Origin of the sequence: Pseudomonas sp. AF32 (genome assembly GCF_022342325.2) — a bacterium.
GTDB lineage: Bacteria > Pseudomonadota > Gammaproteobacteria > Pseudomonadales > Pseudomonadaceae > Aquipseudomonas > Aquipseudomonas uvaldensis.
This window is the reverse complement of record NZ_RQJK02000011.1, coordinates 142,233-161,368: the sequence shown is the minus strand read 5'-3', so window position 1 is coordinate 161,368 and position 19,136 is coordinate 142,233. Positions and strand designations below refer to the sequence as shown.

Genomic DNA, 19,136 nt, shown 5'->3' with positions numbered 1-19,136 from the left:
GTCAGGCTTTTGTAAAACCGGATGGTACGCAATTTGACTGTTTACAAACAACCGTGTACGTAAGTATATTTCTTAGCAACCTACTAATTGAATAATGCTTCTTTTATAACCTTCCACCTTTCGAGTGCGCTGTTGCGCGCCTGACCCGAGGATTTCCATGCAATTCAAGCCAGCTGTTACCGCTCTGGTTACCGCCATCGCCCTGGCATCGCTGCTCAGCGGATGCAAAAAGGAAGAAGCGGCCCCTGCCGCACCCCCTCCTCAGGTCGGCGTCGTCACCCTCAAGACCCAGCCCTTCACCCTGACGTCCGAACTTCCGGGACGTACCAGCGCATTCCGCGTTGCGGAAGTTCGCCCGCAGGTCAACGGCATCATCCTCAAGCGCTTGTTCAAGGAAGGTGCCGACGTCAAGGCCGGTCAGCAGCTGTACCAGATCGACCCGGCCGTGTACGAAGCCACGCTCAAGAGCGCCGAGGCCAACCTGCGCTCCACCAAATCGATTGCCGATCGCTACAAGCAATTGGTGGATGAGCAAGCCGTCAGCCGCCAGGAATACGACACCGCCGTGGCCAACCGCCTCGAGTCGGAAGCCAACCTGCAAACCGCCCAGATCAACGTGCGCTACACCAAAGTCTATGCACCGATTTCCGGTCGCATCGGCCGTTCCTCGGTGACCGAGGGCGCACTGGTCAGCAGTGGCCAGGCAGACGCCCTGGCGACCATCCAGCAACTGGACCCGATCTATGTCGACGTGACTCAGAGCTCGGTCGAACTGCTGCAACTGCGGCGCGAGCTGGAAAGTGGCCGGTTGCAGAAGGCCGGCGACAATGCAGCCACAGTCAAACTGATCCTGGAAGACGGCAGCCAGTACGCCCATGAGGGCAAGCTGGAGTTCTCGGAGGTTTCGGTCGACCAGACCACCGGGTCCGTCACCCTGCGCGCCGTGTTTCCCAACCCTGACCACACCCTGCTGCCGGGCATGTTCGTCCACGCGCAATTGCAAGCCGGCGTGAACAGCGCGGCGATCCTCGCCCCACAGCAAGGCGTGACCCGGGACCTCAAGGGCATGCCGACCGCGCTGGTGGTGGGACCGGACAACAAGGTCGAGTTGCGCCAGCTCAAGGCCAGCCGCACCGTCGGCAACCAGTGGCTGATCGAAGACGGGCTCAAGGCCGGCGATCGCGTGATTACCGAAGGGTTGCAGTACGTACGGCCAGGGGTGGAAGTCAAGGCCACCGAAGCCACCAATGTGGGCACCAAGAACCCGGCCCCCGCCCAGGCAGCTGATAAAGCAGCCGGCGGCAAAGGGGAGTAAACCATGTCGAAATTCTTTATCGACCGTCCGATCTTCGCCTGGGTGATCGCCCTGGTGATCATGCTGGTCGGAGCTCTATCGATCCTCAAGTTGCCGATCAACCAGTACCCGAGCATCGCTCCACCGGCCATTGCGATCCAGGTGACCTACCCGGGTGCGTCCGCGCAGACCGTGCAGGACACCGTGGTGCAGGTCATCGAACAACAACTCAACGGTATCGACAACCTGCGTTATGTCTCCTCGGAAAGTAACTCCGACGGCAGCATGACCATTACCGCGACCTTCGAGCAGGGCACCAACTCCGACACCGCGCAGGTCCAGGTCCAGAACAAGCTGAACCTGGCGACCCCGCTCCTGCCGCAAGAGGTGCAGCAACAAGGTATCCGAGTGACCAAGTCGGTGAGAAACTTCCTGATGGTGATCGGCGTGGTATCGCGCGACGGCACCATGACCCGGGAAGACCTTTCCAACTACATCGTGTCGAACATGCAGGACCCGATCTCGCGCACCTCGGGTGTCGGCGACTTCCAGGTCTTCGGTGCCCAGTACGCGATGCGGATCTGGCTCGACCCGGCCAAGCTGAACAACTACAGCCTGACACCGGCTGACGTGAGCGCCGCCATCTCCGCGCAGAACGTCCAGGTCTCGTCCGGCCAGCTCGGCGGTCTGCCCGCCGTGCCGGGCCAGCAGCTGAACGCCACCATCATCGGCAAGACCCGCCTGCAGACCGCCGAGCAGTTCAAGGCGATCCTGCTCAAGGTCAACCCGGATGGCTCGCAGGTGCGCGTCGGTGACGTCGCCGATGTAGCCTTGGGCGGTGAGAACTACAGCATCAACGCCCAGTTCAACGGTGCCCCGGCCTCGGGCCTGGCAGTGCGACTGGCCACCGGTGCCAACGCCCTCGACACGGCCAAGGCCCTGCGCCAGACAGTCGACAACCTCAAGCCGTTCTTTCCGCCAGGCATGGAAGTGGTGTTCCCCTATGACACCACGCCGGTGGTGAGCGAATCGATCAAAGGCGTAGTGGAGACGCTGGTCGAAGCAGTCGCGCTGGTGTTCCTGGTGATGTTCCTGTTCCTGCAGAACTTCCGCGCCACCATCATCACCACGATGACGGTTCCGGTGGTATTGCTGGGTACCTTCGGGATCCTCGCGGCATTCGGTTTCAGCATCAACACCCTGACCATGTTCGGCATGGTGCTCGCCATCGGCTTGCTGGTGGACGACGCCATCGTCGTGGTGGAAAACGTCGAACGGGTGATGAGCGAAGAAGGCCTGTCGCCCAAGGAAGCCACCAAGAAATCAATGGGCCAGATCCAGGGTGCCCTGGTGGGTATTGCCCTGGTGCTTTCGGCAGTGCTGCTGCCGATGGCGTTCTTCGGCGGTTCTACCGGCGTGATCTACAAACAGTTCTCCATCACCATCGTCTCGGCCATGGCCCTGTCGGTGCTGGTAGCGCTGATCTTCACGCCGGCCTTGTGCGCCACCATGCTCAAGCCAATTGCGAAGGGTGATCACGGCACCGCAAAACGCGGCTTCTTCGGGTGGTTCAACCGCAACTTCGACCGCAGCGTACAGAGCTACGAACGAGGCGTCGGCAATATCCTGCGGCACAAGGCCCCCTACCTGCTGGCCTACCTGATCATCTTCGTCGGCATGATCTGGCTGTTCATGCGCATTCCCTCCTCCTTCCTTCCCGAAGAAGACCAGGGCGTGCTGTTTGCGCAGGTGCAAACCCCGGCGGGCTCCAGTGCCGAGCGCACCCAGGTGGTGGTGGACAAAATGCGTGAGTTCCTGCTGCGCCCCGGCAAGGACGGCGGCGAAGGCGATGGCGTAGCCTCGGTGTTCACCGTGACCGGCTTCAACTTCGCCGGCCGTGGCCAGAGCTCGGGCATGGCGTTCATCATGCTCAAGCCGTGGGAAGAGCGAAACGCCGACAACACGGTGTTCAAGATTTCGGCCCGTGCGCAGCAGCACTTCTTCACCTTCCGCGACGCGATGGTGTTCGCCTTCGCCCCGCCGGCGGTGATGGAGCTGGGTAACGCCACCGGTTTCGACGTGTTCCTGCAGGACCGCGCCGGCATCGGCCACAACAAGTTGATGGAAGCACGCAATCAGTTCCTGGGCATGGCGGCCCAGAGCAAGGTGCTGGCTCAGGTTCGTCCGAACGGTCTGAACGACGAGCCGCAATATCAACTGGAAATCGATGACGAAAAAGCCAGCGCCCTGGGCGTGACCATTTCGGATATCAACAGCACCCTGTCAATTGCCCTGGGCAGTAGCTACGTCAACGATTTCATCGACCGCGGTCGGGTGAAGAAGGTGTACGTGCAGGGCCAGCCGAATGCTCGCATGAGCCCCGAAGACCTGAAGAAATGGTACGTACGCAACAGCGCCGGAACCATGGTGCCGTTCAGCGCATTCGCCAAGGGTGAATGGATCTACGGCTCGCCGAAGCTGGCCCGCTACAACGGCGTGGAAGCGATGGAAATCCTGGGCGTCCCCGCGCCGGGTTACTCCACCGGCGAGGCCATGGCTGAAGTCGAAGCCATTGCCAAAAAGCTACCGGCCGGTGTCGGCATTTCGTGGACGGGTCTGTCGTACGAAGAACGACTGGCCGGCTCCCAGGCGCCAGCACTGTTCGCGTTGTCCATCCTGATGGTGTTCCTGTGCCTGGCTGCGCTGTATGAAAGCTGGTCGATCCCGATTGCGATCGTGCTCGTGGTACCACTGGGGATCATCGGTGCGTTGGTGGCAACCAGCTTGCGTGGTCTTTCCAATGACGTGTACTTTTTGGTCGGCCTGCTGACGACCATTGGCCTGGTAGCGAAAAACGCCATTCTGATCGTCGAGTTCGCCAAGGAACTCCACGAGCAGGGCAAGAGCTTGCAGGAGGCGGCCATCGAAGCTTGCCGTATGCGTCTGCGACCGATCATCATGACGTCGCTCGCGTTCATCCTCGGCGTTGTGCCTCTCGCGATCTCTACGGGTGCAGGTTCCGGCAGCCAACACGCCATCGGCACCGTCGTGATCGGCGGTATGATCACCGCCACCGTCCTGGCAATCTTCTGGGTACCCTTGTTCTTCGTGACCGTGTCGTCGATAGGCCGTCGCAAAAACGCCGACCACAACGACACTCCTGAAACTTCCAAAGAGGCTGGCTAATGAGCAAGTCGCTACTTTCCCTGACCATCGCCGCCGTCGTGCTCAGCGGTTGCTCGCTGATTCCCGATTATCAGCGGCCCGAAGCACCGGTCGCGGCGCAGTACCCGCAAGGTCCGGCCTACGAGCCAGCCAAGGCGGCCAACCAGGCTGCCGCGGAACAAGGCTGGAAACAGTTTTTCCATGATCCGGCGCTGCAGCAGTTGATCCAGGTGGCCCTGGAAAACAACCGCGACCTGCGGGTCGCCGCGCTGAACATCGACGCCTACGCCGCGCAATACCGCATCCAGCGGGCGGACCTGTTCCCGGCGGTCTCGGCCACCGGTTCCGGCAGCCGCCAGCGCCTGCCGGCCCGCGCTTCGCAGACCGGCGAAGCGGCCATCAGCAGTTCCTACTCGGCCACCCTGGGCATCAGTGCCTATGAACTGGATCTGTTCGGCCGCGTTCGCAGCCTGAGCGAACAAGCGCTGCAAAGTTACTTCGCCACCGAAGAAGCACGTCGCAGCACTCAGATCAGCCTGGTGGCGAGTGTCGCCAACGCCTACCTGACCTGGCAGGCCGACAAGGAACTGCTCAAGTTGACCCAGGAAACCCTGGCGACCTACGAGCAAAGCCTCCAGCTGACCACCCGCAGCGCCGATGTCGGCGTTGCCTCGGCACTCGACCTGAGCCAGGCCCGTACGGCGGTGGAAAACGCCCGCGTTCAACTGGCCCGTTATACCCGCCAGGTGGCCCAGGACGAAAACAGCTTGACCCTGCTACTGGGCACCGGCCTGCCGGCGAATCTGAACACGCAACCGCTCAGCGATGATCTGCTCAGCGAAGTGCCCGCCGGGTTGCCGTCGGACCTGCTGCAACGTCGCCCCGATATTCTCCAGGCCGAACGCAACCTGCTGGCCGCCAACGCCAACATCGGCGCCGCGCGGGCCGCGTTCTTCCCGAGCATCAGCCTGACGGCCAACGCCGGCACATTGAGCCCGGACCTGTCCGGGCTGTTCAAGGGCGGCTCGGGCACCTGGACGTTCGCACCGCAGATCAACCTGCCGATCTTCAACGCTGGCAGCCTGCGGGCGAGCCTGGATTACGCCAAGATCCAGAAAGACATCAACGTTGCCAACTACGAGAAGGCCATTCAGACGGCGTTCCAGGAAGTCTCCGACGGCCTGGCCGCACGTCGGACCTATAACGAACAGTTGCAGGCCCAGACTGCCTACGTTGCCTCCAACCAGGACTACTACCGCCTGGCCGAGCGTCGCTACCGAATCGGTGTCGACAGCAACCTGACCTTCCTCGACGCCCAGCGCCAGCTGTTCAGTGCCCAGCAATCGCTGATTACCGACCGCCTTGCGCAGTTGACCAGCGAGGTCAATCTGTACAAGGCATTGGGTGGTGGCTGGAATGCCGAGACGGGCAAGAACGAGCCGGTGGCAGAGAAAGCGCCGCCGATGAAATTGTTCTGACTTGATGCTTGAACGCTGAAACACGAAGCCCACCGGAAGGTGGGCTTTTTGTTTGGGTTTCTACAGGGTTGTGTGGGAGCTTCGATTGCGATGTGGGCTTGTCAGTTGATCGAGTACATATCCATTGCTGCGATAACGGCCGCTGGCGGTTCCGCCCTTACGGCGGGTTACTTTTTTCAAACGCCAAAAAAGTAACCAAAAACGCTTTGCCCCACCACTCGGCACCTCGCCTGGGCGAGGTGCCGAGTGGTGGGGCGAGCCTTTTTTGCTTACTTTTTTTGGCGTCTGAAAAAAAGTAAGTCGCCGTCAGGGCGAAACCGCCAGCCGCCGTTACCGCAGCAATGGATATGTACTCGATCACCTGACAGGCCCCTATCGCGAGCAAGCTTTGCTCCCACCGGGGGGAACGGCATCCATCGGCTATTTTTGCCGTTCGATAATCGCCCAAAACCCACACACGGCAATTGAACCGATCCGGCCTGGACCTTCACCATCGCTGCCACAAAACCAATAACAACAGGTTCGACGCCATGCCCCTGCGCCCCGCCTCGCCCGGCTGATCCCCAATCGCCCTAACAACCCCGGCTACCCCTTACCGCTCGCACCGCAAAAAGTGCGGCAACGACCCGCTTCGTCCATAGAAAATAAGAGACAACGCCCATGAAGCCCACACAGCACTTGTTCCCCAGCCTCATTGCCGTCGCCCTGACCAGCACCGCCCTGCCCGTCCTGGCGGCGGAGTCGGGGTTCGTCGAGGACACGAAAGCCACGCTGAACCTGCGCAATTTCTACTTCAACCGTAATTTCACCAATGCCAACGCAACCCAGGGCAAGGCCGAAGAGTGGACCCAGAGTTTCATCCTCGACGCCAAGTCCGGTTTCACCCAGGGCACGGTAGGTTTCGGGGTGGACGTGCTGGGCCTGTACTCGATCAAGCTCGACGGCGGTAAAGGCACGGCCGGCACTCAGTTGTTACCAGTGCACGACGACGGTCGCCCGGCCGATGATTTCGGTCGCCTGGGCGTCGCCCTCAAGGCCAAGGTGTCGAAGACCGAACTGAAGGTCGGCGAATGGATGCCGGTGCTGCCGATTCTGCGTTCCGACGATGGTCGCTCCCTGCCACAGACCTTCCGCGGTGGTCAGATCACTTCCACCGAAATCAGCGGCCTGAGCCTGTATGGCGGACAGTTCCGCGGCAACAGCCCGCGCAATGACGCGAGCATGGAAGACATGTTCATGAACGGCCGTCCGGCCGCCACGTCCGACCGCTTCAACTTCGGCGGCGGCGAATATGCCTTCAACGAGAAACGCACCCAGATCGGCGTCTGGTACGCGGAACTGTCCGACATCTATCAGCAGCAATATTTCAACCTGACCCACAGCCAGCCCATCGGCGACTGGACCCTGGGCGCCAACCTTGGCTACTTCATCGGCAAGGAAAACGGCAGCGCGCTGGCCGGCGACCTGGACAACAAAACCGCCTTCGCCATGCTCTCGGCCAAATACGGCGGCAACACCTTCTATGTCGGCCTGCAAAAAGTCGGCGGCGACGATGCCTGGATGCGCGTCAACGGCACCAGCGGCGGCACCCTGGCCAACGACAGCTACAACTCCAGCTACGACAACGCCAAGGAAAAATCCTGGCAAGTGCGCCACGACTTCAACTTTGCCGCCGTCGGCGTGCCGGGCCTGACCCTGATGAACCGCTACATCAGCGGCGAAAACGTGCACACCGCCACGGTCCACGATGGCAAGGAATGGGGACGTGAAAGTGAACTGGCCTATACCGTCCAGAGCGGTGCGCTGAAGAACCTCAACGTGAAATGGCGCAACTCGTCAATACGTCGTGACTTCAGCACGAACGAGTTCGATGAGAACCGCTTGATCGTCAGCTATCCGATCAGTTTGTTGTAAGGCCAACAGCACAGGGCGCTGCTAATCCCTGTGGGAGCGGGCTTGCTCGCGAAGGCGTCGGCACATTCAACATCTTCATCGACTGTCACACCGCTTTCGCGGGTAAACCCGCTCCCACAGAGGGCTGCGGTGGTCCACGGACTTGTGGCCTGCACAGATTAACCGTGGGAGCGGGCTTGCTCGCGAAGGCGTAGGTACATTCGGCATCATCGCCAGCTGACCCATCGCTTTCGCGAGCAAGCCCGCTCCCACAGGGGATTGGTGGCGGTCTTAAGTTCGGGATTCTATTCCGAGCTCATCCCACACCGACTCGGCCAGGTGGAACGTGGCATTGGCCGCCGGGATGCCACAGTAGATCGCGCTTTGCATGATCACTTCCTTGATCTCGCTGCGGCTCACGCCGTTGTTGGCGGCGGCGCGCAGGTGCAGCTTGAGTTCTTCGTTGCGGTTCATGCCGATCAGCATGGCGATGGTGATCAGGCTGCGAGTGTGGCGCGGCAGGCCCGGGCGGGTCCAGATGTCGCCCCAGGCGTGGCGGGTGATCATCTCCTGGAACTCGCTGTTGAACTCGTTCAAGGCCGTGAGGCTGCGGTCGACATGGGCATCACCCAGCACCGCGCGGCGTACTTGCATGCCTTCGTCGTAACGTTGTTTCTCGTCCACAGAAAACTCCTCAGACACCGAGCAGGAAATCCAGCACTCGCGCGCTGAACGCCGCGCCGGCCTGGACATTGGAAAGGTGAGCGGCACGGAACTCGGCGTACTGCGCCCCGCTGACCCGCTCCTGGATAAAGTGCCCGCCCGCCGGCGGCGTCACGGCGTCTTCAGTGCCCGCTATCACCAGCAGCGGCACACGGATCGAGGACAGTTGCTCACGGAAATCGGCATCGCGCACCGCCGCGCAGTTGGCGGCATAACCCTGGGGCGAGGTGGCGGCGAGCATATCGGTGATTTTTTTGGCCTTTTCTGGATAAGCCTCGGCGAAATCTGGCGTAAACCAACGGGCAATCGAAGCATCGCGCAACGCAACCATCGCCTCCTTGCCATCGCGCAACACGGTTTCGATACGCGGGTTCCACACCGACGGGTCACCGATCTTGGCCGCCGTGTTGCAAACCACCAACTTGTTCAACCGTTCGCCGGCATTGATCCCCAGCCACTGGCCGATCAGCCCCCCCATGGACAAGCCGCAGAAATGCACCTTGTCGAGGTTCAGGGCATCGAGCATCGCCAGCACGTCTCGGCCCAGTTGCTCGATGCTGTACGGGCCTTCGGTCACCAACGATCGGCCATGACCACGCGTGTCAAAACGCAGCACGCGAAAGTGCTCGCTGAACGCCGCAACCTGTTCGTCCCACATATGCAGGTTGGTGCCCAACGAGTTGGAGAGCAGCAGCACCGGGGCGTCCTGCGGCCCGTCGAATGAGTAATGCAGTTCGCCCTCGGCGAGTTTGACGAATCCCACAACCATCTCCTTTCAGGCGTTAAGGGCAAGGTGTTCAGCCACCGCTCGGGCGACCCAGGTCCGGGCCTGGCCGAGATACTGAGCGGGGTCGAGTAATTGATCGAGCTCAGCGGCGGACAACTGCGCGGTCACTTGGGGTTCGTCCCCCAGCACAGCGCGCAAGTGCCGCTGCTCGGCGACGGCGCGCTTGCAGCACTGCTCCAGCAGATGATGGGCAGTGTCGCGTCCGACCCGCTGGGCCAGGACGATGCTCACCGCCTCGGCCAGCACCAGCCCCTGGGTCAGTTCGAGATTTCGCGCCATACGCGCCTCATCCACTTCCAGCCCTTCGACCAGCAACCGCGCCTGGTGCAAGGCGCCGGACACCAGGCAGCAGATCTCCGGCAGGGTTTCCCATTCGGCGTGCCACAGGCCCAGGCTGCGCTCATGTTCCTGGGGCATGGCGCTGAACAGCGTCGACACCAGGCCAGGCACCCGCGTCGCCGTGGCGATCAGCACCGCCGCGCCCACCGGATTGCGCTTGTGGGGCATGGTGGATGAGCCACCCTTGCCCGGCGCCGACGGCTCGAAGACTTCAGCGGCCTCGGTCTGCATCAACAGGCTGATGTCGCGCCCCAGTTTGCCCAGGCTGCCGGCGATCAAGCCCAGCACTGAGCCAAACTCCACCAAGCGATCACGCTGGGTGTGCCACGGTTGTTCCGGCAGGTTCAGTTGCAGCTCGGCGGCCAAGGCTTCGGCGACGGGCAGCGCGTGCTCACCCAACGCGGCGAGCGTCCCGGACGCACCGCCGAATTGCAGCACCAGCAACCGCGGTTTCAGTTCGCTCAAGCGTTGACGACCGCGGGTGATCGCTCCCAGCCACCCGGCGATTTTCATGCCGAGGGTCAGTGGCGTCGCATGCTGCAACCAAGTGCGTCCGGCCAGCGGTGTGGCGGCGTAGCGCTCGGCCTGTCGGGCCAGGGTGACCGCCAGATGTGTCAGCTCACCTTCGATCAGCTCCAGCGCCTGGCGCAGTTGCAGGACCAGACCGCTGTCCATCACGTCCTGGCTGGTAGCGCCCAAATGCACATAACGCTCAGCCTCGGCGTTCTCGCTGGCGATGCGCTTGCCAAGCGCCTTGACCAATGGGATCGCCGAATTGCCCGCGCTGGCAATCGCCTCGCCCAACGCTGAAAAATCATACAGCTGGGCACGACAGGCCTTCTCGATTGGCGCCACCGCCCTCTCGGGAACCAGCCCGACCCGCGCCTCTGCCCGGGCCAGCGCCGCCTCGACGTCGAGCATGGCCTGCACCCGCCCAGCGTCACAGAACACCTCGCGCATATCGCGGGCGGTGAAGTAGGCATCGAACAGCTGATTGCCCGGTCGTTGGCTCATAAACAGTCCTTGATGGCTAACTTAAAGGTCGTGATGCAAATACGCCGGTTGCTTCGGCAGGCGCAGGCTGAACAGGAACGCCACGACCATCATCACCGTGACATACCAGTAGAACGCGTTTTCCATGCCTTGGGCTTTCAGGCTCAGGGCGACGTACTCGGCCGAACCACCGAACACCGCGTTCGCCACCGCGTAAGCCAACCCTACCCCCAGCGCCCGCACTTCGGGTGGAAACATCTCGGCTTTTACCAGACCGCTGATGGAGGTGTAGAAGCTGACGATTGCCAATGCCAGGGTGATCAGGATGAAAGCCAGGAACGGACTGCTGATGCTTTTGAGGGTCAGCAGGATCGGCACCGTACACAACGCCCCCAGAGCACCGAACCAGAGCATGGAATTACGTCGGCCGATCCGGTCGGCGAGCATGCCGAACAACGGCTGCATGCACATATAAAGGAACAGCGCGCCGGTCATAATGTAACTGGCCGTCTTGGCGTGCAGGCCGGCGGTGTTCACCAGGTATTTCTGCATGTAGGTGGTGAAGGTGTAGAAAATCAGCGAACCACCGGCGGTGTAGCCCAGCACTGTGATGAAGGCTGCCTTGTGGTGGCGAAACAGCGCAGCGATGCTGCCGGCGTCCTTGTTCTCACGCATCTCCTTGCTGCTGGTTTCCTTAAGGGAGCGACGCAGGAACAGCGAGATCAACGCCGCCACGGCCCCGACCACGAACGGGATTCGCCAGCCATAAGCGCGCAGTTCGTCTTCGTTGAGAAACTGCTGCAGGATCACCACCAGCGACACCGCCAGCAACTGACCGCCGATCAGCGTCACGTACTGGAACGAGGCAAAGAAACCGCGTTGCCCCTTGAGGGCGACTTCGCTCATGTAAGTGGCGGTGGTGCCGTACTCGCCACCCACTGACAAGCCTTGCAACAAGCGGGCGAACAACAGCAGCACCGGGGCCCAGACGCCGATGTCCTTGTAAGTGGGCAAACAGGCGATGAGCAACGAGCCGAAACACATCATCAGCACCGAAATCATCATCGAATTCTTGCGCCCGTGACGGTCCGCCACCCGGCCGAAGATCCAACCGCCAATGGGGCGCATCAGAAACCCGGCGGCGAACACACCGGCCGTGTTGACCAATTGCACCGTAGGGTTGTCGGACGGGAAGAACGCCGGAGCGAAATAGATCGCGCAGAACGCATAGACGTAGAAGTCGAACCATTCGACCAGGTTGCCGGATGAGGCACCGACAATGGCGAAGATGCGCTTGCTGCGCTCTTCGCCGGTGTAGTGAGTGGTTAGGGTGGTCATGGATTATTCACTCGTTAGGGGCTGACAAAGTCTAGACACAATTTGTAACAGCCCCGTTCCACAGTATCGCCTTGGCTGAGTTGACTCCTTGTGGGAGCGAGCCTGCTCGCGATGAGGCCAGCACATTCAATATCGATGCGACTGACCCACCGCCATCGCGAGCAGGCTCGCTCCCACAGGTTCAGTCATCAATAGTCAAAAAACACCGTCTCGACATCTGTCCCCTGCAACACCACATTCCACTGATACACACCCGATGCATCGGGCTTGGCCACGATTGTGCCGCGACGTTCTTCGGGTACGCAGGCCAGCAGCGGATCGCTCTCGTTGGCTTGCTCGCCATCGAAATAGATGCGCGTCAGCAGATGCTTGACCAGGCCACGGGCGAACACCAGCACCACCAGATGCGGTGCCTGGGTCGTCCCGCCCAGCCCCGGCACGGTACCGGGCTTGATGGTGGTGAAGCGGAAACGCCCTTCGGCGTCCACTGGCACCCGACCGAAGCCTTCGAAGTGCGGGTCCAGGGGTTTGTCCTGCTCATCTTCCGGATGGGCATACTTACCGGCGGCGTTGGCTTGCCAGACTTCCAGCATGGCGTCGTTGACGAACTCGCCGTTGCCGTCGATGACCTGCCCAGTGATTGTCACGCGCTGACCGAGGGTCTGGGCTGCGGTCATGTCTTCGCGATTCAGCCAGGTCAGGCCGATGTGGTAGTAAGGGCCGACGGTGTGGGAGGTAGTGGCGGTAAGCGTCATCTTATTTCTCCATCGGCGTGGCTTCGCGGCCGCGCAAGACGATGTCCCAGCGATAACCGAGGGCGTAGTGGGGAACGGTTTTTTCCAGGTCGAAGCGAGCGATCAGGCGCTCCTTGGCGCTCGTGTCCGGCACGCAGTTATAGATCGGATCGTAGGCCAGCAACGGGTCGCCAGGAAAATACATCTGCGTCACCAGGCGCGTCAGAATACTCGGCCCGAACAACGAGAAATGGATATGCGCCGGGCGCCAGGCATTGTGATGGTTGCCCCACGGGTAGGCGCCGGGCTTGATGGTCTGGAACTGATACCAGCCATCGGCATCGGTGACGGTGCGGCCGGTGCCGGTGAAGTTCGGGTCCAGCGGTGCATCATGTTTGTCGCGGTCATGGTGGTAGCGGCCGGCGGCGTTGGCCTGCCAGATCTCCACCAGAATGCCCGGCACGGGATGGCCGTTCTCGTCCAGCACGCGTCCGTGAATGATGATGCGCTCCCCCAAAGGCTCGCCGGCATGCTGGGCGGTCAGGTCGTTGTCTTTCTCGTGCACGCGGTCGGCGCCTACGGTCGGACCGGTGATTTCCGACAGAGAGTGAGGCAGATGCACCAACGGCTTGGACGGCGAGCGCAGGTTGGTGGACTGGTACGGCGGGTGCAGATACTCCGGCTGGGTGCCCGCTTGAGGGCGACGGTAACCAGGCTTGTCAGTCATGAAAGCATTCCTCGGTTTCTTATTAGTAGAACGACGTGTCAGACGCGTTCGATTGCCAATGCCAGGCCCTGCCCCACGCCGACACACATGGTCGCCAGCCCTTTCCTGCCGCCGGTCTTTTCCAGATGATGCAAGGCGGTCAACACCAGCCGCGCCCCACTCATGCCCAGCGGATGGCCCAGGGCGATGGCGCCGCCGTTCGGGTTGACCTGCGGCGCATCGTCCGCCAGCCCCAGTTCACGCAGCACCGCCAGGCCCTGGCTGGCAAAGGCCTCGTTGAGCTCGATCACGTCGAAGTCGGCGACCGCCAGACCCAGGCGTTCGGTCAACTTGCGCACCGCGGGCACCGGGCCGATGCCCATCACCCGCGGCGCCACGCCAGCGCTGGCCATGCCCAGGACTCTGCCGCGAGGCGTCAAGCCGTGCTTTTTCACCGCTTCGGCCGACGCCAGGATCAACGCCGCCGCCCCGTCGTTCACCCCCGACGCATTGCCGGCGGTAACGGTCTTGTCCGGGCCATTGACCGGCTTGAGCTTGCTCAAGGCTTCCAGCGTGGTGTCGGCACGAGGATGCTCGTCCTGCTCGATCACGGTTTCGCCTTTCTTGTGGGCGATGCGCACCGGGACGATTTCCTCGGCGAAAAATCCCGCCGCCTGGGCCGCCGCCGTGCGCTGCTGGCTGCGCAGGGCGAACGCGTCCTGATCGGCGCGGGACACTGCGTAATCGTCAGCGACGTTGTCGGCGGTCTGCGGCATCGCGTCCACACCGTACTGGGCCTTCATCAACGGATTGATAAAACGCCAGCCGATGGTGGTGTCTTCCAGCTTCATGTTGCGCGAGAACGCCGCATCGGCCTTGCCCATGACGAAGGGCGCGCGGGACATCGATTCCACGCCGCCGGCAATCGCCAGGTCCATTTCACCGCTGGCGATGGCCCGGAACGCCGTACCGATAGCATCCATGCCCGAGGCGCAGAGACGGTTGAGGGTCACGCCGGGAATGCTCTCCGGCAGGCCCGCCAGCAGCAGTGCCATGCGCGCCACGTTGCGGTTGTCTTCGCCGGCCTGGTTGGCGCAGCCGAGAAACACCTCGTCCACGGCGTTCCAGTCCACCGAGGGGTTACGTTCCATCAACGCCTTGATCGGGACGGCCGCCAGGTCATCGGCCCGCACAGCGGACAGTCCGCCGCCAAAGCGGCCGATGGGGGTTCGAATCGCGTCACAGATATAAACGTCGCGCATCAGGCTTCTCCCGGTGCCTGGCCGTGGGCCGCCGCGGTGCGAGCCTCAAGGTCGCGCAAAGCGCGCAGCTCCACTTCGGTCGGTTCGGCGGTGATGTCCACCTGGTCGGCGAAACGGATCGCCCAACCGGTGGCGGCAATGACTTGCTCGCGGGTCACGCCGGGGTGCAGCGACGTGACCACGAATTCATGGGTGCCGGCCTCCGGTTCCATGATGCACAGGTCGGTGATGATGCCCACCGGACCGGCGCCCGGCAGGCCCAGCCGTTTGCGCGAGTCGCCGCCCTCACCGTGACCGACCGAGGTGATGAAATCCAGCTTGTCGACAAACGAACGGGCCGACTGCTTGAGGATGATCAGCACGCTCTTGGCGGACCCGGCGATTTCCGGCGCGCCACCGGCACCTGGCAGGCGAACTTTCGGCTGATGGTAGTCGCCCACCACCGTGGTGTTGATGTTGCCGAAACGGTCGACTTGCGCCGCGCCAAGAAACCCGACGTCGATACGCCCTCCCTGCAACCAATAGCGAAAAATCTCACCGGTCGGCACCACGGTGTCGGCGGTTTCCGCCAGCTCACCGTCACCGATGGACAGCGGCAGGACACTGGGCTTGGCGCCGATCGGACCGGATTCGTAGATCAGCACCACATCCGGCGAGGAGGTCAGCCGCGCCAGGTTGGCCGCTTTCGACGGCAGGCCGATGCCCACGAAGCATACGGCGTTGTTCTTCAAGCGACGGGCCGCCGCGACGGTCATCATTTCGTTGGTGGAATACGTCATTGCTTCGCCTCCGAAGTGGCCGCCAGCCGGGCCTGGAACTCACTGAAATCCCGGGTGCCACGGATGAATTCGTCGATCCAGGCGGTAAACGTCCCACGATCCCGGGCGATGGGGTCCCACGCCTGATAGAAACGGTTGTCACGCTCGGTGTAGCCGTGGGCGTAGGACGGGTGAGCGCCGCCCGGCACATGGCATACGGCGCTCAACGCCCAGGTCGGCAGTACGCAGGCGTTCATCGGTGCATTGAGGTCGTCGACGATTTCTTCCACCGTGACGATGCAGCGTTTGGCGGCCAGGGCGGCTTCCTTCTGCACACCGAGAATGCCCCAGAGCAACACGTTACCCTTGCGGTCGGCTTTCTGAGCGTGGATCACCGTGATATCAGGGCGCACGGAGGGCACGGCGGCCAGGACTTCTGCGGTGAAGGGACAGGTCACGCTTTTGATCAACGGGTTGACCTTCGGCAGGTCGGAACCGGCGTAGGCCCGCAACACCGCGAACGGCAGGCCGGAAGCCCCGGCGACGTAGGCATTGGCCAGGTCGGCGTGGCTGTGCTCTTCGATTTCCATCGGATGCGGCCACTGTTTCTCCACGGCATCGCGCAGCCGGTGCAGCGACCCTACCCCTGGGTTACCGCCCCAGGAAAAAATCAACTTGCGAGCACAGCCGGCGCCGATCAACTGGTCATAGATCAAGTCAGGGGTCATTCGCACCAGCGTCAGGTCTTTCTTGCCCTGACGAATGATTTCATGACCCGCCGCCGTCGGAATCAGATGGGTGAAGCCTTCAAGCGCGACGGTGTCACCGTCATTGACGAACTGCTTCACCGCGTCGTGCAGCGAAAGGATTTCAGCCATGGGGCAGGCTCCGTTTTCCAGTGGACCGACATGAAGAAAAAGGCGCGAGGAGAAGCGCCGGAGTGACTGAAGGTTAAGCTGCGGCAACCGACCGAACAATCCGATAATCGACTGAGTGTTCGGTTATCGAACGGATTGTTGTTTGGCTAACGATTGGTTCAACGACGAACTTCTGTGGGAGCGGGCTTGCTCGCGAAGGCGTAGGCACATTCAACATCTTAGTTGGCTGCCCCACCGCTTTCGCGAGCAAGCCCGCTCCCACAGTGAAGGGGATTTATCAGGGGATTTATGTCACCCGCTCAAGTCGCATCCGCATGGCTGACGATGCCCTTGATCACCACCGCCGTGGTCGCCAATGCCGCCGGGATGACCAGGGCCGTCAGCACCTGCTCGAAATTCCAGCCCAGGCCCAACAAGGTCGCGCCCATCCAGGCGCCCAGGATTGCGCCGAACCGACCGATGCCGAGCATCCAGGACACGCCGGTGGCCCGGCCCTGGGTCGGGTAGAAGCGCGCCGCCAGGGAAGGCATCGCCGATTGCGCGCCGTTGACGCACATGCCCGCCACCAGCACCAGGGTGGCCAGCAAGGTGATGTTGCCCAGGCTCTGCCCCACCGCGTAGGCAAATATCCCGGCCATCAAATAGAAAAGTCCGATCACCTTGTGCGGATTGAACCGATCCATCGCCCAACCCACGCCGACCGCACTCAGCACCCCGCCAAATTGGAACAACGCTCCGATGAAGGCGGCCTGCTCCATGCTTGCGCCACTGTCGCGCATCAGGGTCGGCAACCAACTGGTCAGCAGGTAAACGATCACCAACCCCATGAAATAGGTCAGCCAGAGCAGCAGCGTACCGGCGCTACAGGTGCGGGAGAAAATCACCGCCAGCACATTGCGGGCCTTTACGGTTTTCTGCTCGGGCACGCTGAAGCTCGCCGCCTGAGCGATGGTGACCGGCTCGATCGGTGCCAGGGCCTTGCGCACCTTGTCGGTTCCGCGATTACGCACCAACAGGTAACGCGCCGATTCCGGTAGCCAGAACAGCAACACCACGGCGAGGATCAGCGGCAGGATGCCGCCGATGAGCAGCAGGCTGTGCCAGCCGAAGGCCGGGATCAGCTTGGCCGAAATGAACCCGCCGCCGGCCATGCCCAGGTTGAAGCCACAGAACATGCTGGTGACCAGCAGCGATTTCTTGCGCTCCGGGGTGTATTCAGAAAGTAAGGTGGTGGCGTTGGGCATCCCCGCTCCCAGGCCCAGGCCGGTCAGGAAACGCAGCACCAGCAATTGGTCCACGTTGGTGCTGTAGGCCGACGCCAGGCTGAACGCGCCGAACAGCACGACCGCGCCCACCAATACCACTTTTCGCCCGAAGCGGTCAGCCAACGGCCCGGAGCCCAGAGCGCCGAACACCATGCCGATCAGCGCTGCACTCATCACCGGGCCGAGGCTGGCGCGGTCGATGCCCCAGTCCTGGGAAAGGGCCGGGGCGATGAAGCCCATGGCGGCCGTGTCGAGACCGTCCAGGAAAACAATCAGGAAGCAGAGGATCACCACCCGCCATTGGTAGCGCGAGATCGGCTGGGCATTGATGAAGGATTGCACATCGAGGCAGTTGCCTACGGATATCTGGGGCTGATTCATCGTGTCTCTCATTATTATTGTGTCGGGTCGCCCTTCACCGGCCGAGCGGGTGACCGCGCCGGATGACGCTGCCGCGACATTAATGAGCCCAGACAAATACCGTCAATTCGCCGCAGGCGACTGTGTGCGTTTATCGAACAGCTTAAGTGAAAAGCTGCGCACTCAGGTCGCGACTGGCCGCCAACAAGCCTGGCAGGAAACGCTGTTCCAGCTCTGTACGGCTAACCCGACCGGCGTGGGTACTGACATTCAGCGCCGCCACCACCTGGCCGGATGCGTCGTAGACCGGCACGGCAATCGAACGCAGGCCTTGCTCCAGCTCCTGGTCGACAATGCACCAGCCCTGTTGCCGCACCTGCTGCAGGCATTCAAGCAGGGCTTCGGGTGTGTGCAGGGTCCGACTGGTCTTGGCTTGAAGGTCGGCATGGTCGAGATAGTCACGCAAGGATGCGTCATCCAGGGCGGCCAGGAGAATCCTGCCCATTGAAGTGCAGTAGGCCGGCAGCCGACCGCCGACGGACAAGTCTACGGAGATCAACCGCTGAGTGGTGGCCGAGCGGGCAATGTAGAGAATGTCGTCGCCTTCGAGTGTCGCCATGTTGCAGGCCTCGTGTAGCTGCTCGCTCATGCGGTCCAGGTAGGGCTGGGCGGAAACGGCCAGGGGCGTCGACGACAAGTAGGCATGGCCGAGGGTCAGCACTTTAGGCAGCAGCGAGTAGGTGCGCCCATCGGTCGTGGCATAACCAAGCTTGATCAACGTATGCAGGCAACGCCGGACAGCTGCACGGGGGATCTCGGTGCGATGGCTGATCTGCGCGATGGTCAGGTGCCGCTTGCGCTCCTGGAAGGCCTGGACCACAGCCAGGCCACGGGCCAGGGACGTCATGAAGTCCGGATCACCGGTCAGGGCCTGGATCCGTTTGGCCGGCGAGGCGACGATCGGTGGCGCGACCGAAGAGAAGGCGCTGCGCAATTGGTCGTTCATGTCTGTGCTTCCCCGGAAATGGCAACTATTACATACGCCTACCCGGCAGGCAGACAAGGCTCGACCGGGCAAGAGCGTTCGATTATCGAACCGACGGGCGATAATCGCAATTGACATGCGCCGGCCATGCGTCATCTATCCAGGCCGGATAAAACTT

General features: G+C 62.1%; 16 protein-coding genes. 4 read left to right on the top strand and 12 right to left on the bottom strand.

The genetic code is table 11. The annotated features are described in order from the left end of the window. The first annotated feature begins 157 nt into the window (after positions 1-157). The 3 genes from EGM97_RS12695 to adeC are packed head-to-tail and all read left to right on the top strand — an operon-like array spanning position 158 to position 5,937. On the top strand, positions 158-1,315 hold the full coding sequence (locus EGM97_RS12695; protein ID WP_238964300.1) for an efflux RND transporter periplasmic adaptor subunit: 1,158 nt from the start codon (positions 158-160) through the stop codon (positions 1,313-1,315). A gap of 3 nt (positions 1,316-1,318) precedes the next feature. Continuing rightward, entirely contained in the window at positions 1,319-4,480 is a 3,162-nt protein-coding gene (gene emhB, locus EGM97_RS12690) for an efflux RND transporter permease subunit EmhB (protein ID WP_238964299.1), read from the top strand. Further along, on the top strand, positions 4,480-5,937 hold the full coding sequence (adeC, locus tag EGM97_RS12685) for an AdeC/AdeK/OprM family multidrug efflux complex outer membrane factor (RefSeq protein ID WP_238964298.1): 1,458 nt from the start codon (positions 4,480-4,482) through the stop codon (positions 5,935-5,937). Before emhB ends, adeC begins: the two co-directional genes overlap by 1 nt. Positions 5,938-6,094: 157 nt before the next feature. On the opposite strand, the gene EGM97_RS12680 is transcribed toward adeC, so the two are convergent. Beyond that, positions 6,095-6,298: a hypothetical protein gene (locus EGM97_RS12680; protein WP_238964297.1), complete on the bottom strand. Its 204-nt coding sequence runs from the start codon at positions 6,296-6,298 to the stop codon at positions 6,095-6,097. Between the two features lie 299 nt (positions 6,299-6,597). On the opposite strand from EGM97_RS12680, the gene EGM97_RS12675 reads away from it, so the two are divergent. Then, positions 6,598-7,851 carry an OprD family porin gene (locus tag EGM97_RS12675; protein ID WP_477788808.1) on the top strand — a complete coding sequence of 418 codons (1,254 nt, stop codon included), beginning with the start codon at positions 6,598-6,600 and terminating at the stop codon, positions 7,849-7,851. A gap of 270 nt (positions 7,852-8,121) precedes the next feature. On the opposite strand, the gene pcaC is transcribed toward EGM97_RS12675, so the two are convergent. The 11 genes from pcaC to pcaR all read right to left on the bottom strand — a co-directional run bounded on the left by pcaC (position 8,122) and on the right by pcaR (position 18,979). Next, positions 8,122-8,514: a 4-carboxymuconolactone decarboxylase gene (gene pcaC / locus EGM97_RS12670; RefSeq protein WP_238960883.1), complete on the bottom strand. Its 393-nt coding sequence runs from the start codon at positions 8,512-8,514 to the stop codon at positions 8,122-8,124. A gap of 10 nt (positions 8,515-8,524) precedes the next feature. Then, positions 8,525-9,316, bottom strand: coding sequence for a 3-oxoadipate enol-lactonase (gene pcaD, locus EGM97_RS12665; protein ID WP_238960884.1), 792 nt, complete (start codon positions 9,314-9,316; stop codon positions 8,525-8,527). A gap of 12 nt (positions 9,317-9,328) precedes the next feature. Next, a complete protein-coding gene (locus EGM97_RS12660) occupies positions 9,329-10,693 on the bottom strand; it encodes a 3-carboxy-cis,cis-muconate cycloisomerase (RefSeq protein ID WP_238960885.1) in 1,365 nt (454 codons plus the stop codon). A 21-nt stretch (positions 10,694-10,714) separates the two neighbouring features. Further along, a complete protein-coding gene (locus EGM97_RS12655) occupies positions 10,715-12,010 on the bottom strand; it encodes an MFS family transporter (RefSeq protein WP_053146322.1) in 1,296 nt (431 codons plus the stop codon). Between the two features lie 188 nt (positions 12,011-12,198). Next, entirely contained in the window at positions 12,199-12,765 is a 567-nt protein-coding gene (gene pcaG, locus EGM97_RS12650) for a protocatechuate 3,4-dioxygenase subunit alpha (RefSeq protein ID WP_238960886.1), read from the bottom strand. A 1-nt stretch (position 12,766) separates the two neighbouring features. Continuing rightward, a complete protein-coding gene (pcaH, locus tag EGM97_RS12645) occupies positions 12,767-13,471 on the bottom strand; it encodes a protocatechuate 3,4-dioxygenase subunit beta (RefSeq protein ID WP_238960887.1) in 705 nt (234 codons plus the stop codon). A 38-nt stretch (positions 13,472-13,509) separates the two neighbouring features. Next, complete coding sequence (gene pcaF / locus EGM97_RS12640; protein ID WP_238960953.1) at positions 13,510-14,715, bottom strand: 3-oxoadipyl-CoA thiolase; 1,206 nt, start codon at positions 14,713-14,715, stop codon at positions 13,510-13,512. Further along, complete coding sequence (locus EGM97_RS12635) at positions 14,712-15,491, bottom strand: CoA-transferase subunit beta (protein WP_238960888.1); 780 nt, start codon at positions 15,489-15,491, stop codon at positions 14,712-14,714. Before EGM97_RS12635 ends, pcaF begins: the two co-directional genes overlap by 4 nt. Further along, a complete protein-coding gene (locus EGM97_RS12630) occupies positions 15,488-16,348 on the bottom strand; it encodes a CoA transferase subunit A (RefSeq protein ID WP_238960889.1) in 861 nt (286 codons plus the stop codon). Before EGM97_RS12630 ends, EGM97_RS12635 begins: the two co-directional genes overlap by 4 nt. Positions 16,349-16,647: 299 nt before the next feature. Next, positions 16,648-17,994 (bottom strand): 4-hydroxybenzoate transporter PcaK, encoded by a 1,347-nt coding sequence (pcaK, locus tag EGM97_RS12625; protein WP_238960890.1) that lies wholly within the window; start codon positions 17,992-17,994, stop codon positions 16,648-16,650. Between the two features lie 142 nt (positions 17,995-18,136). Continuing rightward, the gene (gene pcaR, locus EGM97_RS12620; protein ID WP_232776222.1) at positions 18,137-18,979 is read right to left on the bottom strand and encodes a pca regulon transcriptional regulator PcaR; all 843 of its coding nucleotides are present in this window, start codon (positions 18,977-18,979) and stop codon (positions 18,137-18,139) included. Positions 18,980-19,136: the final 157 nt, after the last annotated feature.

Bases quoted from the DNA above. Each gene is read 5' to 3' on its own strand.
- adeC (WP_238964298.1), top strand. From the start codon at position 4,480: ATGAGCAAGTCGCTACTTTCCCTGACCATCGCCGCCGTCGTGCTCAGC.
- EGM97_RS12695 (WP_238964300.1), top strand. From the start codon at position 158: ATGCAATTCAAGCCAGCTGTTACCGCTCTGGTTACCGCCATCGCCCTG.
- EGM97_RS12675 (WP_477788808.1), top strand. From the start codon at position 6,598: ATGAAGCCCACACAGCACTTGTTCCCCAGCCTCATTGCCGTCGCCCTG.
- EGM97_RS12660 (WP_238960885.1), bottom strand. From the start codon at position 10,693: ATGAGCCAACGACCGGGCAATCAGCTGTTCGATGCCTACTTCACCGCC.
- pcaK (WP_238960890.1), bottom strand. From the start codon at position 17,994: ATGAATCAGCCCCAGATATCCGTAGGCAACTGCCTCGATGTGCAATCC.
- pcaR (WP_232776222.1), bottom strand. From the start codon at position 18,979: ATGAACGACCAATTGCGCAGCGCCTTCTCTTCGGTCGCGCCACCGATC.
- EGM97_RS12630 (WP_238960889.1), bottom strand. From the start codon at position 16,348: ATGGCTGAAATCCTTTCGCTGCACGACGCGGTGAAGCAGTTCGTCAAT.
- pcaG (WP_238960886.1), bottom strand. From the start codon at position 12,765: ATGACGCTTACCGCCACTACCTCCCACACCGTCGGCCCTTACTACCAC.
- EGM97_RS12635 (WP_238960888.1), bottom strand. From the start codon at position 15,491: ATGACGTATTCCACCAACGAAATGATGACCGTCGCGGCGGCCCGTCGC.
- emhB (WP_238964299.1), top strand. From the start codon at position 1,319: ATGTCGAAATTCTTTATCGACCGTCCGATCTTCGCCTGGGTGATCGCC.
- pcaH (WP_238960887.1), bottom strand. From the start codon at position 13,471: ATGACTGACAAGCCTGGTTACCGTCGCCCTCAAGCGGGCACCCAGCCG.
- EGM97_RS12655 (WP_053146322.1), bottom strand. From the start codon at position 12,010: ATGACCACCCTAACCACTCACTACACCGGCGAAGAGCGCAGCAAGCGC.